This is a genomic window from Roseateles sp. P5_B10 (assembly GCF_056400485.1).
Window position 1 is genome coordinate 1 of the sequence record NZ_JBFULE010000024.1, and the last position, 22,929, is coordinate 22,929.

Here is a 22,929-nt window from a genome sequence, read left to right on the forward strand (position 1 = left end):
GTTTTCATCGAAGCCCCGCTATCGCGCGGCTACAGGGCTTTGAAACGATTTGCGTGCACGCGGCTGACGGTCAGCTTTTCGGGGCGCAGGCGCAGTTCCAGCAGCACCGTGCCGTTTTCCTGGCGCAGGGCGCGCGCCACGGCGTCGATGTTGACGACGGTGGAGCGGTGCACCTGCCAGAAGYGCTCGSCGTCCAGCTGCGGCAGCAGTTCGCGCAGCGACACGCGCACCCAGTAGTCGCGCTCGGCGGTCACGGCGCGCACGTATTTGTCGGCGGCTTCCAGGTAGACGATGTCGTCCAGCGGCACCAGCTCGATGGCGTCGCCGACGGCCGCCTGCAGATGACGCAACCTCGGTGCCGGCGCCGTCACCTGGGTCAGCAACTGGCGCAGCGAGGCCAGCGTCGCGTCGCCTTGTGCCACTTGCTCGGGCTCGGCCAGGCGGGCCTGCAGCCGCGCCACACACTGGGCCAGGCGTTCGGGCGTGACGGGCTTGAGCAGATAGTCGGCCGCCGCGGTCTCGAAGGCCTGCAGGGCGTACTGGTCATAGGCCGTGACGAAGACGAACAGCGGCAGGGCGCCGGCATCGTCGGGCCAGTCTTCGGTGATGGCCTGGGCGGCCTCCAGCCCCGTCATGCCAGGCATGCGGATGTCGAGGAAGCAGACCTGGGGGCGGTGCTGCAGCGCCAGCTCGACGGCGGCCGTGCCGCTRCCGGCCTGGGCGGCAATCTGGAGATCGGGCCAGGCAGCAGCCAGTTCGGCGCGCAGGTTCTCGGCGAGCAGGGGCTCGTCTTCGGCGATCAGGGCGGTGGTCATGTCGGAATCTCGATGCGGGCGACGCTGCCGCCGCCGGTTTGAGGTGTCAGCGCGAAGCTGGCGGTATCGCCATAGCGCTGCGCGAGGCGCTCCTTCACCTGCGCGAGGCCGAATCCCGTCCCGACGCCAGTCAACTCGCCGGGCGTGGCCAGACCGGCGCCGCTGTCGGCCACTTCAAGGATGAGGCGCTTGTCATCGCGCGCCGCCGTCACGCGCAGCTCGCCGCCCTCCACATGCGGCTCCAGCCCATGCTTGATCGCGTTCTCCACCAGCGGCTGCAGCAGCAGCGGCGGGATGGGGAGGCCCCCCAGTTCGGCCGGCAGAACCAGCTTCACGCGCAGCCGTTCGCCCATGCGCAGCTGCATCAACGCGAGGTAGTCCGACAGGCGCTCGAACTCCTCGTTCAGCGGGTGCTCGGTGGCGCGGCTGGCCTGCAGCGTGGCGCGCAGATAGGCGATGAGCTGGTCCAGCATGCGCTGGGCCTCGTCCGGCCGCAGCTTGATCAGCACGCGCAGATGGGCCAGCGTGTTGAACAGCATGTGGGGTTCGAGCTGGCTCTGCAGCAGCGTCAGCCGCGCCTCGGCCGCCTGGCGCTGGGCCTGGGCCTGTTCCAGCCGCAACGCGTTCAGCCGGAACAGCGAGAAGAAGAAAAAGGTGCCCAGCACCGACACAAGCAGCACGAAGCTCACCGACACCGCCGCGCGGCCGCCGGGCATGTCCCAGGGCCGGCTGGCGTGCCGGCCGCTGAGGAGGTCGCCCAGCCACAGCCCGCCCGCGTAGCCGGCCAGCGCGCCCAGCAGCACGCAGGGGGCCACCCAGCCCCAGCCAACCCAGCCGTGGCGCAGTTGGGGCGAGTCGCCGCCTCGGCGGCGCAGCAGCAGGGCCACGCCGGCCATCAGCAGCGAGATGTAGAGCGAGATCTGCGCGCCGACGGTGAAGGAATACAGCATCGCAATGCCGAAGCTGCCGCCCTGCAGCAGAAAGTTCAGCAGGCCGACGACGACGCAGATGAGGGCGGTGCCGCCCACATGCGTCGTCCAGTCGTGGTTGCGGTCGGTGGAGGTCATGCGGCCAGCATCATGTGGCCTGCGCACTGGTGCAAGTGGTCTGCGACGAGCGGGGCCGACGCGGCGCGAGGCGCACGGCGTTCAGCGCCGGCGGCTGCCGCTTCCGCCCAGGATGCTGCCCAGCACGCCGCGGATGATCTCGCGGCCGACGGCCGAGCCGATGCTGCGCACGGCCGACTTGGCTGCGGTCTCGGCCAGGCCGGCGTGATGGGCGCCGCGCGGGCCGGTGGTGCCGAAGAGCACGTCCTTGAGCCCGCCGAGCATGCCGCCGCCTTCGTCGGCGGGCGCCGGTGCAGCAGGGCCGCCCTTGAACACCTGGCCGCCTTCCGCCGTGATGCCGCCGCCGCCTTGCGCCGCTGCGGGCTTGCCAGCGAGCTTCTCGTAGGCGGATTCGCGGTCCAGATGCTTCTCGTAGACGCCGGCGACCAGCGAGCTGGCGATGAGCTGCTGGCGCTGGGCCGGCGTGATCGGGCCGATCTGGCTGCCGGGCGGCAGCACGAAGACGCGCTCGGTGATGCTCGGCCGGCCTTTCTCGTCGAGCAGGCTGACGAGCGCCTCGCCGACGGCCAGCTCCATGATGGCGGTGGCAATGTCCAGACCCGGCTTGGCGCGCATGGTGTCGGCGGCGCTCTTGACGGCTTTCTGGTCACGCGGCGTGAAGGCGCGCAGCGCGTGCTGCACGCGGTTGCCGAGCTGGCCGAGCACCGCGTCGGGAATGTCCAGCGGGTTCTGGGTCACGAAATAGACGCCGACGCCCTTGGAGCGCACCAGGCGCACGACCAGCTCGATGCGCTCGACCAGGGCGTCGGGCGCATCCTTGAACAGCAGATGGGCCTCGTCGAAGAAGAACACTAGCTTGGGTCTCTCCAGGTCGCCGACCTCGGGCAGGGTCTCGAACAGCTCGCTGAGCATCCACAGCAGGAAGGTCGCGTACAGCCGCGGCGCGTTCATCAGCTTGTCGGCGGCCAGCACATTGATGACGCCCAACCCCGATTCCGTCTGCATGAAGTCGGCGATGTTCAACATCGGTTCGCCGAAGAACTTGTCGCCGCCCTGGGCCTCGATCTGCAGCAGGCCGCGCTGGATCGCGCCGACGCTGGCGGCCGAGACATTGCCGTACTGCGTCGTGAACTGACTCGCGTTGTCACCCACATGCTGCAGCATGGCGCGCAGGTCCTTCAGGTCCAGCAGCAGCAGGCCGTTGTCGTCGGCGATCTTGAACACCATCTGCAGCACGCCGGCCTGCGTCTCGTTGAGCGCCAGCATGCGGCTCAAGAGCAGCGGGCCCATGTCCGACACGGTGGCGCGCACCGGGTGGCCCTGCTCGCCGAAGACGTCCCACAGCGTGGTGGGGCAGGCCAGCTTTTCCGGCGCCTCCAGGCCACGTTCCTTGAGCACGCCAAGCAGCTTCTCGCTCGGGTTGCCGGCCTGGCTGATGCCGGTCAGGTCACCCTTCACGTCGGCCATGAAGACCGGCACGCCCAGTTTGGAAAAGCTCTCGGCGAGTTTCTGCAGGCTGATGGTCTTGCCGGTCCCGGTGGCGCCGGTGATGAGGCCGTGGCGGTTGGCCAGCGCGGGCAGCAGCAGGCACTCGGTCTGCTCATGGCGGGCCAGCAGGATGGGGTCGGCGGGCATGGGGGTCTCCGGATCAGGGGCAGGTAGGCTGCGGCGAGTCTAGCGGTCCGCTTTGACCACTTCGACTCACCGCAGCCGCTGTCCGGAGGCTGTGATGTGCCCGCTGGCGCTCAGCTGGCGCGGCGCTTGGCCAGGCCCAGCAGCACCGAGCCGCCCAGCAGCAGGAGCAGGCCTGACGCCGGCTCGGGCACCGGCGCCAGGTGCACGTCGGCGACGGCCAGCGCCGAGGCGCCGAGCGCGTCGAAGCCGTCGAACACGCCCAGGCTGACGTTGTGTGCCCCGGCGGTCAGCGGCGCGCTGGTGAAGGTCAGGTAGGCCGTCTCGTCGAACAGCGGCGATGCCGAGCCGCCCAGGAAGGTGGCGCTGTTGACGCTGGTCAGCTTGATGACGGTCGTCTTGTCGAGCACGACGTAGGCCGTGTCGTCGGCCGGGGTGCCCGGTGGGTCGTTGCTCATGAACTTCCACTGGAAGATCAGCCGCTCGCCGGCGGCGGCCGTGAAGTCCGCGCTCAGCCCGGAGCCGACGACGGCACCCATGCCGCTGAGCGAGGCGGCCCCGAGCCCGGCGAAGGATTCCAGCGAGGCTGCGGCCACCGCGCTGCCGCCGAACAGGAAGCCGGAGGTGTCGGCTGTGCCGAGCACGGCCTGGGCGGTGAAGCCGGCGGGTGGCGCGCCGAACTGGCTGGTGGTGTCCACGGCGACGTTGCCGGCCTTAGCCCAGCCCGTCAGGCCGCCGGTGAAGTCGCCATTGGTGACGCCTGCGGCCATTGCCGTCGATGCCACCAGGCTCAGTGCGGCCAATGTGAATTTGAGTTGCTTCATCAGGGTCTCCAGACAACAGGGTAGGAAAGGGTGGCCGGCGCCTTCAGCGCACGGTGCCGATTTGCGTGATCTGCAGCGTGCTCTGCTGCTCGACGCCGAGGCCGGCCTTCACGCAGTCGAGCGCATTGGTGCTGACTTCGGGCTTGAACGACACGGACTGGCGCGAGCGCAGGTTGGTGCAGGTGACCTTGGCGATGTCCATGYCGCCGACCTGCACGGCCGGCAGCTGCGTGTTGACCAGGCCTACCTGCGAGACCTGCACCCGCTCCCCGTGCAGGGAGACGAGACCGGCCTTTTCGCAATCGAAGCTGCCATCGGTATTGGCTTGAACGCTGACCGACTGGCGGGTGTTCAGGTTGGAGCAGACCACCTTGCCGCGCAGCAGGCCGATCAGGATGCCGTCCACCGGCTTGGCACGCTTGCCGGCCACCTGCAGGAAGACGTGGGTGACCAGGTCCTTGGTGACGAAGGTCTTCTTGTCGGCGTCCCACTGCAGCGCATTGGGCTCAACCAGGTCGCCTTCGAGGAAGACCGAGGCGCCGGGGAAGGGGTCTGTCGCCAGCGCGCCCTTCACGTCGGGGTTGACTTCCTGTGCGCCGACCGTCGCGTCCGTGACCTGGCCACGGAACTTGATGCGCACGTTGTGCCCGTCCTTGAGCAGATTGCCGAGCACGAAGCGGGCTTCGCCGGGCTTGTCGGTCGAGCCGGCGGGCAGTTCCATGGCCGTCGGCAACTGCAGCTGGCGCCATGGCGTGATCGGCTCCTGCTGATTGTCGAACAGCTTCACGCCACCCGTGGGGTCGAACAACATGCTGTCGATGTGTGCGGGCCGCGGCAGCACGAAGCCCCGCCAGTTGCGCAGCACCAGATTGGCCGCTGCGAGGTTGGCCAGGCCCAGAATGAAGTTGCCGTCCGCCGACAGGGTGCCGGTGTCGAAGGTGGGCACGCGTGGGTGCAGGGGCAGCGCCGACCCGCCGGCATCCAGCAGGGTCGCGTCGGCGATGACCACCTGGGTCGTGGTGTTGAGGATGTTCTCTTCCGCGAAATGCGTGCCGACGTGGAACTGCTCGGCGCCGCGCACCTGGCCGGCGATGCTGCCGGGCTGGTTGGGGCTGGCCCAGCCCTTGGCGGACTGCCAGGTTACGAAGTAGCGGTGGTAGCTGGTGCCCTTGAAGGTCCGCGTGCCGGACGCCACCACGCTGGGCGGGTTCCAGGGACTCAGCGAGCCGGTATAGGTGGACACCGGCGTGAGCGTGGTGCTGAGGCTGAGCACCTCCATGCGCAGCCGCGACGCGGTGGCGGAATTGGGGTTGACGAAGTCCCAGTTGGCCAGAGATTGCAGCGTCAGGCCGACGTTGTTGGCCAGGATGCCGAAGTCCTGGTCGCTGAAGTGGCGGCGTTCGCCGACGCGATTCGTACAGGGCATGGAAGGCCCGGCGGGCATGATGTGGTGGATGAAGGCGTCCTCCCCGGTGTGCACCACCGCGCTGTGCGAGAGGCCGTAGTTGTGCCCGGCCTCGTGCGCGGCCGTGCCGCCGATGCCCAGGGCCCAGCGGTCCAGCGTGTTGTTGGCGCCGGAAAGCTCGGCGCTGCAGAACACGCCATAGGAGCCGCCGAAGACGCGGGCGTGGTCGATGACGTCGGCGTCGCCGGTGTCCACCGCCTCGGCGATGCCGAACAGTGAGGGGTCGGTGTCCGCGCCGATGGCGACCATGTTGCGCCGCGCCGGCGGCGCGCCCAGTGCGTCCGGGTTGGTCGTCGTGGGCGGCAGCACCTGGACGTTGAACTCGCAGTAGTCGGTGGCCACCACGTCGAAGATGCGGTCGCGCAGCTGGGCGGTGGTGCCGGCAGGCGCGCCCGGCAGCGAGCCGATGGCGAAGGTGCGTGCGGGCGAGACGTTGGTCGCGTAGGCCGGGAAGGTGGCGTCGTTGGCCGTCGGGTAGTAGAGGAAGAGCTTGTTCGGCTTCATCGCGTCGATGGCGCCGTAGTTGTGATAGCAGACCGGGGCGGCCTGGACGGATGTGGACAGCAGCGCTGCACCTAAGCAGCCAGTCCATCGGAAATGAGCGAACAAACGGGTCATGAAAATCTCCTGAGAGCGGACCCTGGCGGGCAGGGACGCCTCAAAGTTAGGCGCCGGCCTGCAGGGCTTCACCCACCCCTCACCCTTCAACGTGAGGAAGACTGCAGCTCTTAGGGGGACGCCCTTAGGGGGAGGTTTCTAGGGGGAAGGTCCCAGCGGGCCGGGAGCTCCGCATGCCGCACACCCCCGCAGTTCGGCTAGTCCGGGCTGCGAATGCATGATGAAGTTCCGGGCGTGTTGGCGCTGGCGAGGCCGCGGGAAGATGGACGCCCGCGAGCAGGCGGTGGGGTCGGGGGCAGGAGGCGGCCTCGTAGAATCGAGGGTTGCATGGCATCTGAGCCGTGCTGCCAAAGGAGCTAGAGCCACATGGCCGGACATTCCAAATGGGCCAACATCCAGCATCGCAAAGGCCGTCAGGACGAGAAGCGCGGCAAGATCTGGACCCGCATCATTCGTGAGATCAGCGTTGCCGCGCGCCAGGGCGGCCCCGACATCAAGGACAACCCGCGCCTGCGTCTGGCGGTGGACAAGGCCAAGGCCGCCAACATGCCGGCCGACCGCATCAAGTACAACATCGACAAGGCCAGCGGCAATATCGATGGCCTGACCTACGAAGAAATCCGCTACGAAGGCTATGGCATCGGCGGCGCGGCCATCATGATCGACACGATGACGGACAACCGCGTTCGCACCGTGGCCGAGGTGCGGCATGCCTTCAGCAAATACGGCGGCAACATGGGCACGGACGGCTCGGTGGCCTTCCAGTTCAAGCATTGCGGCCAGTTGCTGTTCGCGCCGGGCACGTCGGAAGACAAGGTCATGGAAGTGGCGCTGGACGCCGGCGCCGAAGATGTCGTCACCGGTGACGACGGTGCCATTGAGGTATTGACCTCGCCAGCCGACTACGAAGCCGTCAAGGCCGCGCTGGAAGCCGCCGGCCTGGTGCCCGAGCTGTCCGAAGTGACGATGCGGGCCGAGAACACGATCGAGTTGACCGGCGAAGACGCCGAACGCATGCAAAAGCTGCTTGACGTCATCGAAGACCTCGACGACACGCAAGCGGTCTATCACAACGCAGAATTGAACTGATGCGAGTCCTAGTCATTGGCAATGGTGGCCGCGAGCACGCGCTGGCCTGGAAGCTCGCCCAGGGCGAACGCGTCAGCCAGGTGTACGTCGCCCCCGGCAACGGCGGCACGGCGCGTGACGAGCAGATCGAGACCGTGCCCATCGGCATGACCGACGTGAAGGCGCTGGCCGACTTCGCCGTCGAACAGAAGATGACGCTGACCGTCGTCGGCCCCGAGGTCGCGCTGGCCGCTGGCGTCGTCGACGAGTTCCGCTCGCGGGGCCTGCGCATCTTCGGGCCCACCAGGGCCGCGGCCCAGCTCGAGAGCTCCAAGGCCTTCGCCAAGGACTTCATGAAGCGCCATGGCATTCCGACGGCAGCCTACGAGACCTTCTCGGACGCCGCGGCCGCTCACGCCTATGTAGGCAACCGCGGCGCGCCCATCGTCATCAAGGCCGACGGCCTGGCAGCAGGCAAGGGCGTCGTCGTCGCRATGACGCTGGCCGAGGCCCATGAGGCGATCTCGTGGATCCTGGAAGACAACAAGCTCGGCGTGACGCACAACGCCGGCGGTGCGCGCGTCGTCATCGAGGACTTCCTCGAAGGCGAGGAGGCCAGCTTCATCGTCGTCTGCGACGGCAAGCATGTCGTGTCGCTGGCCACCAGCCAGGACCACAAGCGCCTGCTGGACGGCGACGCCGGCCCCAACACCGGCGGCATGGGCGCCTACTCGCCTGCGCCGGTCGTGACGCCGAATGTGCATGCCAAGGTCATGCACGAGATCATCCAGCCGACCATCACCGGCATGGCGCGTGACGGCCATCCGTTCACTGGCTTCCTGTATGCCGGCCTGATGATCGACGAGCACGGCCAGCCGCGCACGGTCGAGTTCAACACGCGCATGGGCGACCCCGAGACCCAGCCCATCATGATGCGGCTCAAGAGCGATCTCTTCGAGCTGATGATGCACGCGACCGATGGCACGTTGGACGAGGTCGAGCTGCAGTGGGACCGTCGCGTGGCGCTCGGCGTCGTGCTGGCGGCCGAGGGCTACCCGCTCAACCCGCGCAAGGGCGACGCCATCAGCGGCCTGCCTGAGGACGACGACGAGGCCATGGTTTTCCATGCCGGCACGGCGATGGTCGATGGACAGCTTGTCACCAGCGGTGGCCGCGTGCTTTGCGTGACGGCCCTGGGTGAATCCGTGCGCACCGCCGCGCAGAGCGCCTATGAGCTGGCCACGGGCATCCAGTTCGYAGGCCGCCAGTACCGCAGCGACATCGGCCATCGGGCCATCAAGCGTTGAACCCGACTTTCCCCATTCAGCCCATTGTCCTGACCGGGCCCCTGCGCCCGCATGGCCCGTCCAGCGCCCTGGCGCGCTGGCTGCTGGGGCTGTTCGGCTGGACGGTGGATGCACCCGGTGTGCCGGCGGAGCAGGGTGTCATCCTGGTCTATCCGCACACCTCCAACTGGGACTTCGTCATCGGCCTGCTGGCCAAGTGGGCCGTCGGCATCCAGCTTCGCTTCTGGGGCAAGGACAGCCTGTTCAAGGCGCCCTTGCTCAGCCACTGGATGCGCTGGATCGGCGGTGTCGGCGTGGATCGCAGCAGCTCGCATGGCATCGTCGCCGACACGGTGCGCCAGATGCAGGCCGCCGCGGCGCGTGGCGAGCGCTTCTGGCTGGCCGCCGCGCCCGAGGGCACGCGTTCGCTGAAGAGCGGCTGGCGCACCGGCGCTTACCAGGTGGCCGTGCAGGCCGGCGTGCCGGTGGGGCTGTGCTATTTCGATTTCGAGCAGCGCGTCGTCTCGGTGACGCGCTTCGTCATGCTGACCGGCGATGTGCAGGCCGACTTCGCGCTCTTTGCCGCCTATTTCGGCACGCGCGTCGGCAAGCGCCCCGAACTGGCCAGTCCGATTCAGCCTCGCTCATCGAACACCGGCCCGCGCACATGAACACCCAAGCCGTCCGCGACTATCTGCTCGAGTTGCAACAGCGCATCGTCACGGCGCTGGAAGGGGTCGACGGCAATGCCTTCGCGTCCGACGGCTGGACACGCGAGCCCGGTGGCCRGCTCGAAGGCGACGGCCTGTCGCGGCTCATCGAGGGCGGCCCGGTCTTCGAGCGCGGTGGCGTCAACTTCTCGCATGTGAAGGGCCGCGTGCTGCCGCCGTCAGCGACGCAGCATCGCCCCGAACTCGCCGGAGCGCCCTTCGAGGCCTTGGGCGTGTCGCTGGTGCTGCACCCGCACAACCCCTTCGTGCCGACGGTGCACATGAATGTGCGTGCCTTCATCGCCTTGCCGCCTGGGCTGCCTGCCGTGACCTGGTTCGGCGGCGGCATGGACCTGACACCCTACTACGGCTACGAGCGCGACGCGCAGCATTTCCATCGCGTCTGCCGCGACGCGCTGCAACCGCATGGCACCGAGCTCTACCCGAAGTTCAAGGCCTGGTGCGACGACTACTTCTTCCTGAAGCACCGCCAGGAGCCGCGCGGCATCGGCGGCATCTTCTTCGACGATTTCGCCGAAGGTGGCTTCGACACGGGCTTTGCGCTGATGCGTTCCGTCGGCGATGCCTTCCTGGCTGCCTATCTGCCCATCGTCGAGCGCCGCCAGGGGTATGCCTATGGCGAACGTGAGCGCGACTTCCAGGCCTATCGCCGTGGCCGCTATGTCGAGTTCAATCTCGTCTGGGACCGCGGCACCCTGTTCGGCCTACAGTCGGGCGGCCGCACCGAATCCATCCTCATGTCCATGCCCCCACAAGTGAAGTGGCGCTACGACTGGGCGCCCGAGCCGGGCACGCCCGAGGCGAAGCTGTACAGCGACTTCCTGCGCCCACGCGATTGGGCCGGCGAAACACCCACCGCACTGTGGCTGTGAAACTGGCAATCTTCGGCGGCAGTTTTGACCCGCCCCATCTCGGCCACCTGGCCTTCGCCCGCTTTGCGCTGGACGCGCTGGCGCCGGACCGCATGGTCTGGCTGCCCGCCGGCCGGCAGTGGCAGAAGCCCGACCAGATCATGGCCGCCGCCGTGCACCGTGCAGGGATGATCAAGCGCCTCATCGCCGGAGAGCCGCGCTTCGTGCTCGATGAGCGCGAACTGCACCGCCGCGGCCCCAGCTTCACGGCCGATACCCTGCGTGAGTTCGCCAGCCAGAACGCTGGCACGGAGTTGATGTTCCTGATCGGCCAGGATCAGTACGCCCGGCTGCCGAGCTGGTACCAGGTCGAGACCATCACCACGCTGGCCACACTGGTCGTCGTGCCGCGTGCCAGCGAGGCCGTCGTGACCCCTCCGGGCCTGCCGGCACACCGCCTGCAGGTGCTGGCCCTGCCCGAAATTCCCCTTTCGTCCACCGCCGTGCGCGACGCCGTCGCGCGCGGCGAGGACATCAGCCCCATGGTGGGCGCCGAGGTGGCGAGCTATATTGCCTCGCACCGCCTCTACGAGAAGAAGCACTGAATGGACATTCGCAAGCTGCAACGAGCCATCGTCGATGGTCTCGAAGACGTCAAGGCCCAGAACATCGTTGTGTTCAACACCGAGCATCTGTCGCCGCTGTTCGAGCGCGTCATCATCGCCTCGGGCACGAGCAACCGGCAGACCAAGGCCCTCGCGTCCAGCGTGCGTGAAACGGTCAAGGGGCGCGGCATGCAGGTCATGCGCACCGAGGGCGAGGACAACGGCGAATGGATCATCGTCGACTGCGGCGCCGCCGTCGTCCACGTGATGCAGCCCGCCATCCGCGACTACTACCACCTCGAAGAGATCTGGGGCGACAAGCCCGTCAAGCTCAAGCTCGGTAGCACCGAGACCAGGCTGGTCAAGGCCTCCGAGGAGCCCGCTGCCGCACCGGTCAAGACGGCGCGCAAGGCGACGGCGTCCAAGCCCATCACGACCAGGGCTGCGCCCAAACCCGCCGCGAAACCTGCAGCCAAGGCGGGTGCCAACAAGGCGGTGCCGTCGGCGGCCGCCAAGAAGGCGGTTGCCAAGAAGGCCGCAGCGGGCACCCAGGCGCCCAAGAAGGGCGTGACCCGCAGCGTGGGCGTGAAGACGGCAGCACCCGTCAAGACCGTGAAGGTCGGCGCTGGCCAGGGCGTCGGCAAGGCGGCTACGGCCAAGCGGGTCGCGCCTGCGGCCAAGCCAGCCGCCAAGGCTGCACCCCGCGCGCCTGCCAAGCCTGCCGGCCGCGCGGCGCCGAAAAAGGGCTGATGCGCCTTTTCCTCGTCGCCGTGGGCCAGCGCCAGCCGGCCTGGGCCGACACCGCCTACGAGGACTTCGCCAAGCGCTTTCCGCCCGAGCTCAAGCTGGAGTTGAAAGCTGTCAAGGCCGAGACGCGAGGCAGCAAGACGGCGGAGCAGTTGATGGCGGCCGAGGCCGCACGCATCGAGGCAGCTTTGCCAAAGGGCGTGCGCCGCATCATCCTGGACGAGCGTGGCGAGCGCCGCACCTCGGTGCAGTTGGCTGAGCGGCTGAAGCTGTGGATGGGTGAGGGCCGCGATGCTGCCCTCATCATCGGCGGGCCCGACGGCCTGCATCCCGATCTCAAGGCCACGGCCGACGAGACCTTGCGGCTGTCCGACCTGACTCTGCCCCACGCCTTTGCCCGCGTGCTGCTGGCCGAAGGCCTGTACCGCGCCTGGACCGTGACGACCGGCCACCCGTATCACCGCGAATGAATATGACCCCCAAGACGACTTCGTCGTCGGCCCCCCATGGGGGCGCGACCGGCTTGGGACGGCCCGGCGCCGGTCCCCGCTCCATCTACCTCGCCTCGCAAAGCCCGCGCCGCCGTCAGCTGCTGGAGCAACTCGGCGTCAGGCATGAGTTGCTGCTGCCCGGCGCCGACGAAGATGCTGAAGCGCTGGAGGCGGTGCAACCCGGCGAGGTGCCCGAGACCTATTGCGCCCGCGTCACCGCGGCCAAGCTGGATGCGGCGCTGGTGCGCCTCACCGCGCGCGGCCTGCTACCGGCGCCCATCCTGTGCGCGGACACCACGGTGGCCATCGACGGACTCATCCTCGGCAAGCCCGCGGACGACGTCGATGCGGCGCGCATGCTGGCGCTGATGTCAGGCCGCACGCACCGAGTCATCACGGCCGTCGCCGTGGCCGATGCGGCGCATCGCGCGGCGGCGCTGAATGTCTCTCACGTGGAATTCGCGCCGCTGTCGGCCGCGCAGATCGACCGCTACGTCGCCAGCCGCGAGCCGTTCGGCAAAGCTGGCGCCTATGCCATCCAGAGCCAGGCAGCCGCCTGGATCGTGAAGATTGCCGGTAGCTACTCGGGCATCATGGGGTTGCCCCTCTTTGAGACGGCGCAGCTGTTGGACAAATTCGGCTTTGAGTTCTGACCTGAGTTTTGATGCGTGCCGCCTCCACCGGCGGCACGCATCAGCATTCAAAGGCAAGAGATGGAAGACATCCTGATCAACTGGTCACCGCAGGAGACGCGGGTGGCCGTGGTCGAGAACGGCGCGGTGCAGGAGCTGCACATCGAGCGCACGTTGGAGCGGGGGCTGGTGGGCAACGTCTACCTCGGCAAGGTGGTGCGCGTGCTGCCTGGCATGCAGAGCGCCTTCATCGACATCGGCCTGGAGCGCGCCGCCTTTCTGCACGTTGCCGACCTGCACAGTGCCTCGCAGTTCGGACATGGCCGGCACCAGAACGGCCATGGCGTCGAGGTGCCTCCCACGCCCATCGAGCGCCTCATCTTCGAAGGCCAACCGCTGACGGTGCAGGTCATCAAGGACCCCATCGGCACCAAGGGCGCACGGCTGTCCAGCCAGATCAGCATCGCCGGCCGCATGCTGGTCTATCTGCCGCAGGACGAGCACATCGGCGTCAGCCAGAAGATCGGCTCGCCCGAGGCGCGCGAGGCCTTGCGCGCGCGCATGGTCGCACTGGTGGGGACAAAGGAGCAGGGCGGTGGCGGCGGCTTCATCCTGCGCACGAACGCAGAGGACGCCAGCGACGAGGAGCTCGGTGCCGACATCGCCTATCTGCGCAAGACCTGGCAGCAGATCCGCGCGGGTGCGCTGACAACGCCGCCGGCCAGCCTGTTGCACCAGGACTTGAGCCTCGTCGAGCGCGTGCTGCGCGATCTGACGAGCGAACGCACGGGCTCCATCCGCATCGACTCCAAGATGCAGTACGACGTGTTGCGCGGCTTCGGCGAGACCTTCATGCCGGCCGCCACGGCCAAGCTGGAGCATTACCGCGGTGAACGGCCCATCTTCGACCTGTGCAATGTCGACGCCGAGATCGCCCGCGCGCTGGCGCGCAAGGTGGAGCTGAAGTCCGGCGGCTCGCTGGTGTTCGACCAGACCGAGGCGATGACGACCATCGACGTCAACACCGGCGGTTTCGTCGGTGCCAAGAACTTCGACGACACCATCTTCAAGACCAACCTCGAAGCGGCGGGCTCCATCGCCCGCCAGCTGAGGCTGCGCAACCTGGGTGGCATCATCATCGTCGACTTCATCGACATGACGCGCGAGGAGCACCGAACGGCGGTGCTGGCCGAGTTCCGCAAACAGCTGGGCCGGGACCGCACCAAGGTGACCGTCGGCGGCTTCACGCAGCTGGGCCTGGTCGAGATGACGCGAAAGCGCACGCGCGAGTCGCTGGCGCGCATGCTATGCGAACCCTGCCCGACCTGCGAGGGCCGCGGCCAGGTCAAGACGGCGCGTTCGGTCTGCTACGACATCCTGCGCGAGATCCTGCGCGAGGCACGCCAGTTCTCCCCCCGCGAGTTCCGCGTCGTGGCCGCCGCCAACGTCGTCGAGATGATGCTCGACGAAGAGAGCGCCCACCTGGCTGGCCTGTCGGACTTCATCGGCAAGCCCATCTCGCTGACCGCCGAGCCGACCAACCAGACGGAACATTACGACATCGTCCTACTCTGAAGTGGCGCGGCACTGCGGCAGAATTCCGGACCGCACTGCAAAGTCCACTGCATGATCTCTCGCCGTCTCAGCCTTGCCGCGCTTGCGGCCTTTCCTGCCGCCTCGGCCCTGGCCCAGGTGCGCATCGACATCGCCGGCACGGGCGGCACGCGCATCCCGGTGGCTATCGTCGATTTCCGTGATGACGCCAAGGCCTCGGCCCAGCCGATCGCCGCCATCGTGCGCGCCGACCTGGAACGCAGCGGCCTGTTTCGCAGCGTCGATGCACCCGCCGGGCTGAACGAGACGAGCAGCCCGGCCTGGCCCGACTGGAAGGCCCGCCAGGCCGATGCGCTTGCGGCGGGTTCGATCACCCGCCTGGCCGACGGACGGCTGGATATCCGCTTCAAGCTCTGGGACGTCGTCAACCGCACCGAGCTCCTCGGCGAAGCGCATGCCGTGCATCCCGATGATGCCCGCCTTGCCGCGCATCGCATCGCCGACACCATCTACCAGAAGCTCACCGGCGAGCGCGGCGTGTTCGCCACCCGCATGGCCTATGTGACCAAGGCCGGCCCGCGCTACAGCCTGGTCGTTGCCGACGCAGACGGCGAGGGCGCCAAGGTCGCATTGACCAGCCCCGATCCCATCATCTCGCCAGCCTGGGCACCCAATGGCCGAGAGCTCGCTTACGTGACCTTCGAGAGCCGCAAGGCCACGGTGCGCGTCCAGGACGTGCAGACCGGCGGCCGCCGCGTGCTGGCCGACTTCAAGGGCACCAACAGCGCGCCGGCCTGGTCGCCCGATGGCTCGCAGCTCGTGCTCAGCCTGTCGCGCGACGGGGGGACCCAGCTCTTCGTCATCAACCGTGACGGCTCGGGCCTGCGTCGCCTCACGCAAAGCGGCGCCATCGACACCGAGGCCTGCTACTCGCCCGATGGCAGCAAGATCTTTTTCGTTAGCGACCGTGGCGGCGGCCCGCAGATCTACCGCATGCCGGCCAGTGGCGGCGCGGCCKAGCGTGTGACCTTCAACGGCAACTACAACATCAGCCCGGCGGTCAGCCCTGACGGCCGCACGCTGGCCTACATCACCCGCATCAGTGGTGCCTTCCGCCTGTCGGTGATGGATCTCGGCACCGGCCAGTCACAGCAGATCAGCGAAGCCAACGACGACGAAAGCCCGGCGTTCGCGCCCAATGGCAAGCTCATCGTGTACGCGAGCCGTGCCGGCGGCAAGGAAGTGCTGATGACGACGACGCTGGACGGCAAGATGAAGACGCCGCTGCTCGTCACTTTGGTAGAGGTTCGTGAACCCACGTGGGGTCCTTTTACACGCCAGTAACTTGACAGTTCGCACCGTGTTGGACAATGGCGCGCCCGCGCCGCCGATGGCGCTGCGCCCCCCCATCCCCCGCCCCCTGTCTGTTGTGGAGACTATTCGAATGAAACTGACCCGCTATGCGCTCACTTTGATTGCCGCCGCCGCCTTGGCCGGCTGCAGCTCCGCCGTCAAGTTGGACGAGCCCGCGCCGGTCGAGACGCGCCAGCCCACACCGCCCCCGGCGACCCCTGAGCAGCAGCCGACAACCGCGCAGACCGCTGTCCCGACGGTTGACCTGTTCAGCCAGTACACCCAGGAAGTCAACAAGGGCGCCAATCGCGTCGTCTACTTCGACTACGACAGCGACGTCGTCAAGGAAGAGTACCGCCCGCTGGTCGACCTGCACGCCAAGCGCCTGAACGCCAACAAGCGCGCCGCGTTGAACCTCGAAGGCCACACCGACGAGCGCGGCGGCCGCGAGTACAACCTGGCCCTCGGCCAGCGCCGTGCCGAAGCCGTTGCCAAGTCGCTGACGCTGCTGGGCGTCGGTGCGGCCCAGGTCGAAGCTGTCAGCTACGGCAAGGAGCGCCCTGCCGCTCAAGGCAGCGGCGAAGAAGTCTGGGCCAAGAATCGTCGCGTCGAGCTCAAGGACAAGTGAAAGTGATGCGCGCTCTGCGACTGTCGCTGATGACGCTGGCCGCGAGCGCGGCTTTCATGCAGCCCGCAAAGGCGGGCCTGTTCGAGGATGATGAAGCCCGCAAGGCCATCCTCGAGCTGYGTGGCACGGTGAAGGCCAACGAGGACGCTGCCAAGCAGCGTGCCGAACAGCTCAACACGCTGGTTCAGGACCAGCTGCAGCCGCTGCGCCGCAGCATGCTGGACCTGAATGGCCAGATCGATGCGCTGCGCAGCGAGATCGCCAAGCTGCGCGGCGCCAACGAGCAGCTCGCCCGCGACCTGGCCGACACGCAGCGCAAGCTGACCGACCAGTCGCAGTCCGTCGAAGCGCGCTTCAAGCCGCTGGAGCCGCAGAAGGTCAGCCTCGATGGCCGCGAATTCCAGGTCAACCCCGACGAGCGCAACCAGTACGAAGCCGCCATCGGCCTCGTGCGCCGTGGCGACTTCGCCGAGGCCGTCGCCGCGCTCAATGCCTTCCTGAAGCGCTACCCCGCCAGCGGCTATACCGACTCGGTGCGCTTCTGGCTCGGCAATGCCCAGTACGGCAAGCGCGACTACAAGGACGCCGTTGCGACCTTCAAAGCTTTCATCGCCGGCAATCCTGACCATTCGCGCGCGGCCGAAGCCCTGCTCGCGCTGGCCAATTGCCAGATCGAGCTGAAGGACAACAAGTCCGCCCGGCGCAGCCTCGACGACCTCATCAAGGCCTATCCCGGCACCGAGGCCGCCCAGGCCGCCAAGGAACGGTTGGCGGCACTGCGTTGATGTCCGCTGATCAGCTGGACGCTGATCTGGAGCGCCGCTTCGGCGGCCTGCGCCGTCTGCACGGCGACGTCGCCTACCAGCGCCTGCGCGCCGCGCGCTTCGCGGTCGTCGGCCTGGGCGGCGTCGGTTCCTGGGCCGTCGAGGCCCTGGCGCGCAGTGGCGCGGCGGAGCTGACGCTGATCGACCTGGACCAGGTTTCCGAATCCAACATCAACCGCCAGATCCAGGCTCTCGGGTCGACCGTCGGTATGGCCAAGGCTGAGGCGCTGAGGCAGCGTATTGCCGACATCCACCCCGGCTGCGCGGTGCACGTCGTCGAGGAATTTGTCGAACCCGAGAATTGGCCCGCGCTGATCGGCGATGCGGAGTTCGACGGGCTCATCGACTGTTGCGACCAGGTCCGCGCCAAGGCCGTGCTGGCTGCCTGGGCGCGTGAGCTTGAGCTGCCCTTCGTCACCGTCGGCGCCGCCGGTGGCAAGCGCGAGCCGCATCGCGTGGAGCTCGACGACCTCAGCGCCACGACTCACGATCCGCTGCTGGCGTCGCTGCGCCAGCGCCTGCGCAAGCACCACGGTGCGGCGCGTGCCGGGAAAATGGGTGTCGCCTGCGTGTACTCACGTGAGCCGGTGCATCTGCCGCAGCAAGGTGAGGGCGAAGCCTGTGATGTTGACGGCAGCCTGAACTGCCATGGTTACGGCTCCAGCGTCACCGTCACGGCGACCTTTGGCCTGTGCGCGGCAGCCGAGTTGCAGCGCCTGCATCTGAGTCGAAAACCGGGCTGACGGCAATTCAAGGATTTCTTGCGGAGCCTCTAAAAACCTGCCTATAATGGCGGGCTCTGCTTGACACGGGACGTTAGCTCAGTCGGTAGAGCAGCGGACTTTTAATCCGTTGGTCGCAGGTTCGAATCCTGCACGTCCCACCAGAATTTAGAGCAATGATTCGACGGAATCAACGCTACAATCTTTGGCTTAGCTTCGGCCCCCCGAAGTTGAATCAGGGCTCTTAGCTCAGTTGGTAGAGCAGCGGACTCTTAATCCGTAGGTCGAGTGTTCGAGTCACTCAGGGCCCACCAAAATTTAAGAAGCAAAAAGGCACTTGGCGAACCGCCAAGTGCCTTTTTTGCGTTTGGGCGTGGCGTCGGGAGACGTCGCAGCAGCGCGAGGTTCAGAGCCCCAGCAGGGCCTTGGCGCGCGCCAGATGCTCCAGGCGATCGTCCAGCCCGTTGTAGCCGCCATTGATCCGCTTGGTGACAGCCTTGGCGTCGTCGGCTTCGGCGAGCGGGCCGATGCCACGCGTCTTCCAGAACCAGCAGGCCACGTCGACGCAGGCGAACGGGTCCAGGGCCAGCTGCGTGGGGTCGCTGATGTAATCGGTGCCGGTGAACTTGCTGTAGTCCCGGTAGTTGTTGCGACCGGTGAGCTGGATCAGCCCGCGGCCCTTGAAGCGTGGGCCGTCGCCGGGCTCCGTGTTGCCGAGATCGGTGCGGCCGTCATAGGCGTTGCCGCTGGCCAGTTCCTCGGAATAGAGCAGCGAGCCGGACTCGTGTGCGAGCTGGGCGATGAAGTGAGCGATCTGCCGCGGCGTGTCGATGCCATAGCGTGTCATGCCCTTCACCAGCGGCTCGAAGTAGAGGTCGATGCGCTTTTGCATGGCCCGTGGCATCACGATGCCGAGCTTCTCCTTGGTCGCGCCGGGAGGCAGGCCCGCCAGCAACCGCGTCATCGTGGCGTCGCCCGGTGTCACCAGGCCATCCGACTCCGGCAGGCCCATGGCCTGGGTCTCGAAGGCACGGATCGCGTCGATGGTGTTGGGGCCGATCTGCCCGTCCACCCCCAACTGCTTGAGCGCTGCGCCGCTCCAGGCCTCGCTGTTCATGTTGAGCAGGACCTGGACGATGCGGACATCGGCGACATCGTTGCGGGCACCCAGCCCGACGCTCTTGGCAATGCACATGGCAACGGCTCCCATCAGGAAGAAGAGGTGTCGACCTTATGMGCCCGCCGCCGCCAGCGAATCCCCAATCAGGATGAGACAGCGATGGCCCGCACCTGCCGGTCCCACCAGGGCGTGTCGCCAATCTCCGCGCGCGGGTGGTCGATGAAGAGCCTGGTTTTGGTGGCGTGGCTGCGGCCGGGCAGGCGCACCGCGTGGATGCGCCAGGCGGGCAAGGGTTGGCAGTGGCTGCCGCTGGACTACAGCAGCCAGGTGCGCTGAATCAGGGCAAAGGCCGGATGCTGACGCCCAGGCTGCCGGCCGGGTGGGCCTCGTTGAAGAGCTGCCACACGCGCCCGTTGCGTGCCATCTGGCCAAAAGCCTGGCGCAGCAGGCGCCGGTCGGCTTCGACGAGGCCGCGGCGTGACAGATACAGGCCGCTGGCGTGCCAGCCCAGTTCCTCCAGCGGCTCGACACGCAGGCGCTTCAGCAACGGCGTCAGCTCGGGCTCATTGACCAGCGTGCCGACCAGGATGGACGCCGTCATGACGCTGGCCTGGGCCAGGCCCTGGCGCAGTGCGCGGGCGACGCCGGTGGGGTCGGCCTCCTCGACGAGGCGCTGGCGCTGGCGCAGCGTTGCGATGGCACCGTCATASGCCGGACCGAAAGAGAAGCCGCGCACGACGACGAGCTTGTAGTCCGGCTGGGCCAGCAGCTCGGCCAGCGAGCGCGGTACGGGCGTGTCGGCGTCCAGGGTCAGCAGGCTGGCTCGCACCTGGATCAGTGGCACGAACTCGCCCACGGCATCACGTGCGGGATTTGATGAGGCCGGCATGAGGATGTCGGCCTGACCAGCGTCGAACATCGTTTGCAGCCGCGCCCGTGGCACCTTGTGGATATTGAACTGGCAGGGCGCGCTGGCCGCCACTTCGCGCAGCAGCGTCGGATAGATGCCCTGGGCGCGCCCGTCCTCGAAGTTGACGCTCAGGCCGATAGGGGCCATGGGTACGTTGAGGGGGCGCGAGCAGCCGGCCTCGGCGGTCATTGCCACCAGCCAGCCCAATAGCCACAAGCCCGATCGCACCCTTGCGTTCATGCCCCTCGATCCCGAGATTCTTGTGGCCCATTGTGCGCGACCCGGCGTTCCAGTGCATCAAACAGCAGTTGCACGATGACGGCCAGGGCTGCGGCGGGCAGGGCGCCGGCCAACATCAGCGTGCTGTCGTTGACGGCCAGGCCCGCGACGATGCGCTCGCCCAGGCCACCCGCGCCGACGAAGGCCGCGACGGTGGCCGTGCCGACGTTGGTGACCGCTGCCGTCTTCACCCCTGCCATCAGCGTCGGCAGGGCCAGTGGCAGCTCAATGGCGCGCAGCGTCTGGCCGCGGGTCAGGCCCAGCGCCAAGGCGGCATGGGTCAGCCCGCCAGACACGGCCTGAAGCCCCGCGTGGGTGTTGCGCACGATGGGCAGCAGCGCATAGACGAACAGCGCCAGCAGGGCCGGCACGAAGCCGATGCGGCCAACCAGGGCAATCAAGAAAGCCAGCAGGGCCAGCGAAGGCAGGGTCTGCAGCAGGCCCGTCACGGCCATGACGGGCGCCGCCAGCCGTGGCAGGCGATGTGCGGCGATGCCCAGCGGCACGGCGACGGCCACGGCCAGGGCAAGCGAGGCCAGCACCAGCGCCAGATGTTGGGCAAGCAGCTTGGGCAGGTCGGGAGCAAATAGTCGGTCCATCAAGCCCTGGTGCCCCGTGCCACCTGAGCCCGATTGCAGAAAGCCGCGCGCCACGTCGGCAAAGGGCCGGCCGTCCAGCTCGGCGGCGGCGTTCAGGCGGGTCATTTCGGCTTCGGGCAGGCGGCCGGCCAGGCCCTGCAACGGCTTGTCGTCGACCGCCGTCCGCATCAGCAGCACCGCGTCGTAGCGCGGGAAGAAGCCGCGGTCATCGCGCAGCACCCGCACGGGCTGGCGGGCGAGCTGGGCGTCGGTGGTGTAGACGTCGATGAGGTCGACCTGGCCATTGGCGAGGGCTTGATACGCCAGGCCGTGGTCCAGGCCGGCGCCGGGTTGCAGCTTCAGGCCGTAGGCGCGCTGCAACGCCGGCCAGCCGTCGGCGCGGGCCAGGAACTCGTGCGACAGGCCAGCCTTGAGTGCCGGCGGTGCCTTGGCGGCAAGCTCGGAGATCGTCGTGATGCCCAGCCGCGCCGCGTCGGCCTCGCGCAGGGCCAGGGCATAGCTGTTGTTGAAGCCCAGTGGCACGCCGGCCTTCAGGCCCAGCGGCTTCAGCCACGCGTTGATCTGCGCCAGCGGTGCCTGCGCATCCGCAGATGACTCGCRCTTGAGCAACTCGCGCACGATGGTACCGGTGTACTCCGGGTAGAGATCGATCTGGCCTTGCTGCAGGGCCGCGGCCAGGATGGCGGTATTGCCCAGGCCCTGGCGGTGTTCAGCGGCGACACCCTGACCGACCAAGGTCTGCGTGACGATCTCGCCCAGCAGATAACTCTCGGTGAAGCGCTTGGAGCCGACTTGCAGCGCCGCTGGCGCGGCCTGCGCCATGCCGGCAAACCACGCGGTTAGCAGGGTCAACAACCAAAGTGCTTGCCGGCTGGTGCTCATTGCCGCATGGTGCCTCATGGCATGCGTCGCAATGTCAGACAAGGCCTACACGCGGGCCCCTTCGTGTCCGAATGCAACGAAGCCAGGTTCTCTCTACAGTTGAAGGCATCGTTTTCAGAGGAGGTCATCCATGTCTCGCGCCACCGATCATCTGCTGCGTCAGCACCTGGACAGCCTGGGCGTTCACCTGCGCCAGTGCCGCACGCTGTCAGACCGCAAGCAGCGCATGCTGTGCTCGCTGGAATTCCTGGACAGCGCCATCGGCGACCGGCTGTTCACGACCGTCGTCCTGGGTAGCGTCCTCATGGCTGTGGTGTTGAGCTTGGTCGTCTGATCCTCCCCTGATTCGCTACGGCGGCCCCTTTCGGGGCCGCTTGCTTTTTGGGGCTTCAAAACGCTGCCGCCGGTTCCGGCCTGCGGGCCGGCAGGGCATCGGTGACTGGCACCCAAAGCTGCAGGTCGCCTTCGACCTCCCCGAGCGCCAGCGTCGATCCTGGCACCAGGGTGCGGTAGCCGGCGGGCGGCGCGGTGCCGGCGCCCGTCGGGGCACGCTGCAGCAGCAAGTCGATACGCCGACCCTGGTGCACCAGCCGCAGCCGCGCCTCGGGCCAGTGGGGCGGCAGGCAGGGCTGCACGCGCAGCAGGCCATCGGCCAGCTTGACGCCGCACAGCGACTCGACCGCCGCGCGCAGCAGCCAGCCGGCGGCGCCCGTGTACCAGCTCCAGCCACCGCGGCCGGCGTGCGGCGCGGCGGCTTCGATATCACCGGCCACGGCGAAGGGCTCCAGCCCATAGGCCGCGCCGTGTGCCCCGCGGTGGGCCGGGCTGATGGCCGTGAAGGCCGCCCAGGCGCGCTCGGCCTGACCGAGCTTGGCGCTGGCCATCAGGGCCCAGGTGGCGGCGTGGTTGTACTGGCCGCCGTTTTCGCGCACGCCGCCGGGGTAGGCCTGGATGTAGCCGGCTGGTGGCTGGTGGTCCTTCAGCGGCGGCCACAGCAGGCGCAACAAGTGGGCGTCGCGGTCATGCAGCTCGCGCCAGGCGCTGTCCAGGGCCAGGCGGGCGCGGTCGGCCTCGGTGGCGCCGGTCAGCACGGCCCAGGCCTGCACGATGAGGTCGATGCGGCATTCGCTGTCGTCATGGGTGCCGAGGACGCTGCCGTCATCGAACCAGCCGCGGCGGTACCAGCGGCCGTCCCAGGCCTCGGCGTCCAGGGCCTTGGCCAGCTT

General features: G+C 67.9%; 24 protein-coding genes and 2 tRNA genes. 17 read left to right on the forward strand and 9 right to left on the reverse strand.

Going from position 1 to position 22,929, the window contains the following annotated elements:
• Positions 1-29 precede the first annotated feature (29 nt).
• The 5 genes from AC1DU6_RS03520 to AC1DU6_RS03540 all read right to left on the reverse strand — a co-directional run bounded on the left by AC1DU6_RS03520 (position 30) and on the right by AC1DU6_RS03540 (position 6,421).
• The gene (locus tag AC1DU6_RS03520) at positions 30-815 is read right to left on the reverse strand and encodes a LytR/AlgR family response regulator transcription factor (RefSeq protein ID WP_477856088.1); all 786 of its coding nucleotides are present in this window, start codon (positions 813-815) and stop codon (positions 30-32) included.
• On the reverse strand, positions 812-1,882 hold the full coding sequence (locus AC1DU6_RS03525; RefSeq protein WP_477856089.1) for a sensor histidine kinase: 1,071 nt from the start codon (positions 1,880-1,882) through the stop codon (positions 812-814). The genes AC1DU6_RS03520 and AC1DU6_RS03525 overlap by 4 nt, the downstream gene beginning before the upstream one ends.
• A gap of 81 nt (positions 1,883-1,963) precedes the next feature.
• Positions 1,964-3,517 (reverse strand): helicase HerA-like domain-containing protein, encoded by a 1,554-nt coding sequence (locus AC1DU6_RS03530; RefSeq protein ID WP_457324347.1) that lies wholly within the window; start codon positions 3,515-3,517, stop codon positions 1,964-1,966.
• A 110-nt stretch (positions 3,518-3,627) separates the two neighbouring features.
• Complete coding sequence (locus AC1DU6_RS03535) at positions 3,628-4,338, reverse strand: PEP-CTERM sorting domain-containing protein (RefSeq protein WP_056199003.1); 711 nt, start codon at positions 4,336-4,338, stop codon at positions 3,628-3,630.
• Between the two features lie 43 nt (positions 4,339-4,381).
• On the reverse strand, positions 4,382-6,421 hold the full coding sequence (locus tag AC1DU6_RS03540) for a hypothetical protein (protein WP_477856090.1): 2,040 nt from the start codon (positions 6,419-6,421) through the stop codon (positions 4,382-4,384).
• A 366-nt stretch (positions 6,422-6,787) separates the two neighbouring features.
• Between AC1DU6_RS03540 and AC1DU6_RS03545 the strand changes: the two genes are divergently transcribed.
• The 15 genes from AC1DU6_RS03545 (at position 6,788) to AC1DU6_RS03615 (ending at position 18,227) form a co-directional block, all read left to right on the forward strand.
• Positions 6,788-7,510, forward strand: a complete 723-nt coding sequence (locus AC1DU6_RS03545) for a YebC/PmpR family DNA-binding transcriptional regulator (RefSeq protein WP_056198998.1) — start codon at positions 6,788-6,790, stop codon at positions 7,508-7,510.
• The gene (purD, locus tag AC1DU6_RS03550; RefSeq protein WP_477856091.1) at positions 7,510-8,796 is read left to right on the forward strand and encodes a phosphoribosylamine--glycine ligase; all 1,287 of its coding nucleotides are present in this window, start codon (positions 7,510-7,512) and stop codon (positions 8,794-8,796) included. The genes AC1DU6_RS03545 and purD overlap by 1 nt, the downstream gene beginning before the upstream one ends.
• On the forward strand, positions 8,793-9,446 hold the full coding sequence (locus tag AC1DU6_RS03555; protein ID WP_477856092.1) for a 1-acyl-sn-glycerol-3-phosphate acyltransferase: 654 nt from the start codon (positions 8,793-8,795) through the stop codon (positions 9,444-9,446). The genes purD and AC1DU6_RS03555 overlap by 4 nt, the downstream gene beginning before the upstream one ends.
• Positions 9,443-10,378 (forward strand): oxygen-dependent coproporphyrinogen oxidase, encoded by a 936-nt coding sequence (hemF, locus tag AC1DU6_RS03560; protein ID WP_477856093.1) that lies wholly within the window; start codon positions 9,443-9,445, stop codon positions 10,376-10,378. Before AC1DU6_RS03555 ends, hemF begins: the two co-directional genes overlap by 4 nt.
• Positions 10,375-10,962: a nicotinate (nicotinamide) nucleotide adenylyltransferase gene (nadD, locus tag AC1DU6_RS03565; protein ID WP_457324187.1), complete on the forward strand. Its 588-nt coding sequence runs from the start codon at positions 10,375-10,377 to the stop codon at positions 10,960-10,962. Before hemF ends, nadD begins: the two co-directional genes overlap by 4 nt.
• On the forward strand, positions 10,963-11,712 hold the full coding sequence (rsfS, locus tag AC1DU6_RS03570) for a ribosome silencing factor (protein ID WP_056198984.1): 750 nt from the start codon (positions 10,963-10,965) through the stop codon (positions 11,710-11,712).
• The gene (gene rlmH / locus AC1DU6_RS03575; RefSeq protein ID WP_056198982.1) at positions 11,712-12,179 is read left to right on the forward strand and encodes a 23S rRNA (pseudouridine(1915)-N(3))-methyltransferase RlmH; all 468 of its coding nucleotides are present in this window, start codon (positions 11,712-11,714) and stop codon (positions 12,177-12,179) included. Before rsfS ends, rlmH begins: the two co-directional genes overlap by 1 nt.
• Complete coding sequence (locus tag AC1DU6_RS03580; RefSeq protein WP_477856094.1) at positions 12,176-12,853, forward strand: Maf family protein; 678 nt, start codon at positions 12,176-12,178, stop codon at positions 12,851-12,853. Before rlmH ends, AC1DU6_RS03580 begins: the two co-directional genes overlap by 4 nt.
• A 60-nt stretch (positions 12,854-12,913) precedes the next feature.
• A complete protein-coding gene (rng, locus tag AC1DU6_RS03585) occupies positions 12,914-14,407 on the forward strand; it encodes a ribonuclease G (RefSeq protein WP_056198977.1) in 1,494 nt (497 codons plus the stop codon).
• A gap of 51 nt (positions 14,408-14,458) precedes the next feature.
• Positions 14,459-15,730 (forward strand): Tol-Pal system beta propeller repeat protein TolB, encoded by a 1,272-nt coding sequence (tolB, locus tag AC1DU6_RS03590; protein WP_477856095.1) that lies wholly within the window; start codon positions 14,459-14,461, stop codon positions 15,728-15,730.
• Between the two features lie 100 nt (positions 15,731-15,830).
• Positions 15,831-16,367: a peptidoglycan-associated lipoprotein Pal gene (gene pal / locus AC1DU6_RS03595; RefSeq protein ID WP_457322682.1), complete on the forward strand. Its 537-nt coding sequence runs from the start codon at positions 15,831-15,833 to the stop codon at positions 16,365-16,367.
• A 5-nt stretch (positions 16,368-16,372) separates the two neighbouring features.
• Positions 16,373-17,152 carry a tol-pal system protein YbgF gene (ybgF, locus tag AC1DU6_RS03600; RefSeq protein ID WP_477856096.1) on the forward strand — a complete coding sequence of 260 codons (780 nt, stop codon included), beginning with the start codon at positions 16,373-16,375 and terminating at the stop codon, positions 17,150-17,152.
• Positions 17,152-17,934 (forward strand): tRNA threonylcarbamoyladenosine dehydratase, encoded by a 783-nt coding sequence (locus AC1DU6_RS03605; protein ID WP_056198965.1) that lies wholly within the window; start codon positions 17,152-17,154, stop codon positions 17,932-17,934. The genes ybgF and AC1DU6_RS03605 overlap by 1 nt, the downstream gene beginning before the upstream one ends.
• A 67-nt stretch (positions 17,935-18,001) precedes the next feature.
• Positions 18,002-18,077 (forward strand) — tRNA-Lys (locus AC1DU6_RS03610).
• A 74-nt stretch (positions 18,078-18,151) separates the two neighbouring features.
• Positions 18,152-18,227, forward strand: a tRNA-Lys gene (locus AC1DU6_RS03615).
• A gap of 92 nt (positions 18,228-18,319) precedes the next feature.
• Here AC1DU6_RS03615 and AC1DU6_RS03620 read toward each other — a convergent pair.
• The gene (locus AC1DU6_RS03620) at positions 18,320-19,123 is read right to left on the reverse strand and encodes a glycoside hydrolase family 19 protein (RefSeq protein WP_477856097.1); all 804 of its coding nucleotides are present in this window, start codon (positions 19,121-19,123) and stop codon (positions 18,320-18,322) included.
• 69 nt (positions 19,124-19,192) lie between these two features.
• On the opposite strand from AC1DU6_RS03620, the gene AC1DU6_RS03625 reads away from it, so the two are divergent.
• A complete protein-coding gene (locus AC1DU6_RS03625; RefSeq protein WP_457322685.1) occupies positions 19,193-19,369 on the forward strand; it encodes a hypothetical protein in 177 nt (58 codons plus the stop codon).
• 1 nt (position 19,370) lies between these two features.
• On the opposite strand, the gene AC1DU6_RS03630 is transcribed toward AC1DU6_RS03625, so the two are convergent.
• Positions 19,371-20,090: a substrate-binding periplasmic protein gene (locus tag AC1DU6_RS03630; RefSeq protein ID WP_457444636.1), complete on the reverse strand. Its 720-nt coding sequence runs from the start codon at positions 20,088-20,090 to the stop codon at positions 19,371-19,373.
• Positions 20,091-20,179: 89 nt separating this feature from the next.
• The gene (locus AC1DU6_RS03635; protein WP_477856098.1) at positions 20,180-21,703 is read right to left on the reverse strand and encodes a glycine betaine ABC transporter substrate-binding protein; all 1,524 of its coding nucleotides are present in this window, start codon (positions 21,701-21,703) and stop codon (positions 20,180-20,182) included.
• A 130-nt stretch (positions 21,704-21,833) separates the two neighbouring features.
• Between AC1DU6_RS03635 and AC1DU6_RS03640 the strand changes: the two genes are divergently transcribed.
• On the forward strand, positions 21,834-22,037 hold the full coding sequence (locus tag AC1DU6_RS03640) for a hypothetical protein (protein WP_056198956.1): 204 nt from the start codon (positions 21,834-21,836) through the stop codon (positions 22,035-22,037).
• A 55-nt stretch (positions 22,038-22,092) separates the two neighbouring features.
• On the opposite strand, the gene AC1DU6_RS03645 is transcribed toward AC1DU6_RS03640, so the two are convergent.
• On the reverse strand, positions 22,093-22,929 hold an 837-nt coding region (locus AC1DU6_RS03645), incomplete at its 5' end, for a GH36-type glycosyl hydrolase domain-containing protein (protein ID WP_477856099.1).

Coding starts and splice junctions, on each gene's coding strand:
- rlmH (WP_056198982.1), top strand. CDS start 11,712: ATGCGCCTTTTCCTCGTCGCCGTGGGCCAGCGCCAGCCGGCCTGGGCC.
- AC1DU6_RS03605 (WP_056198965.1), top strand. CDS start 17,152: ATGTCCGCTGATCAGCTGGACGCTGATCTGGAGCGCCGCTTCGGCGGC.
- pal (WP_457322682.1), top strand. CDS start 15,831: ATGAAACTGACCCGCTATGCGCTCACTTTGATTGCCGCCGCCGCCTTG.
- AC1DU6_RS03625 (WP_457322685.1), top strand. CDS start 19,193: ATGGCCCGCACCTGCCGGTCCCACCAGGGCGTGTCGCCAATCTCCGCG.
- AC1DU6_RS03530 (WP_457324347.1), bottom strand. CDS start 3,517: ATGCCCGCCGACCCCATCCTGCTGGCCCGCCATGAGCAGACCGAGTGC.
- rng (WP_056198977.1), top strand. CDS start 12,914: ATGGAAGACATCCTGATCAACTGGTCACCGCAGGAGACGCGGGTGGCC.
- AC1DU6_RS03640 (WP_056198956.1), top strand. CDS start 21,834: ATGTCTCGCGCCACCGATCATCTGCTGCGTCAGCACCTGGACAGCCTG.
- AC1DU6_RS03545 (WP_056198998.1), top strand. CDS start 6,788: ATGGCCGGACATTCCAAATGGGCCAACATCCAGCATCGCAAAGGCCGT.
- rsfS (WP_056198984.1), top strand. CDS start 10,963: ATGGACATTCGCAAGCTGCAACGAGCCATCGTCGATGGTCTCGAAGAC.
- AC1DU6_RS03620 (WP_477856097.1), bottom strand. CDS start 19,123: ATGGGAGCCGTTGCCATGTGCATTGCCAAGAGCGTCGGGCTGGGTGCC.
- AC1DU6_RS03535 (WP_056199003.1), bottom strand. CDS start 4,338: ATGAAGCAACTCAAATTCACATTGGCCGCACTGAGCCTGGTGGCATCG.
- AC1DU6_RS03525 (WP_477856089.1), bottom strand. CDS start 1,882: ATGACCTCCACCGACCGCAACCACGACTGGACGACGCATGTGGGCGGC.
- AC1DU6_RS03580 (WP_477856094.1), top strand. CDS start 12,176: ATGAATATGACCCCCAAGACGACTTCGTCGTCGGCCCCCCATGGGGGC.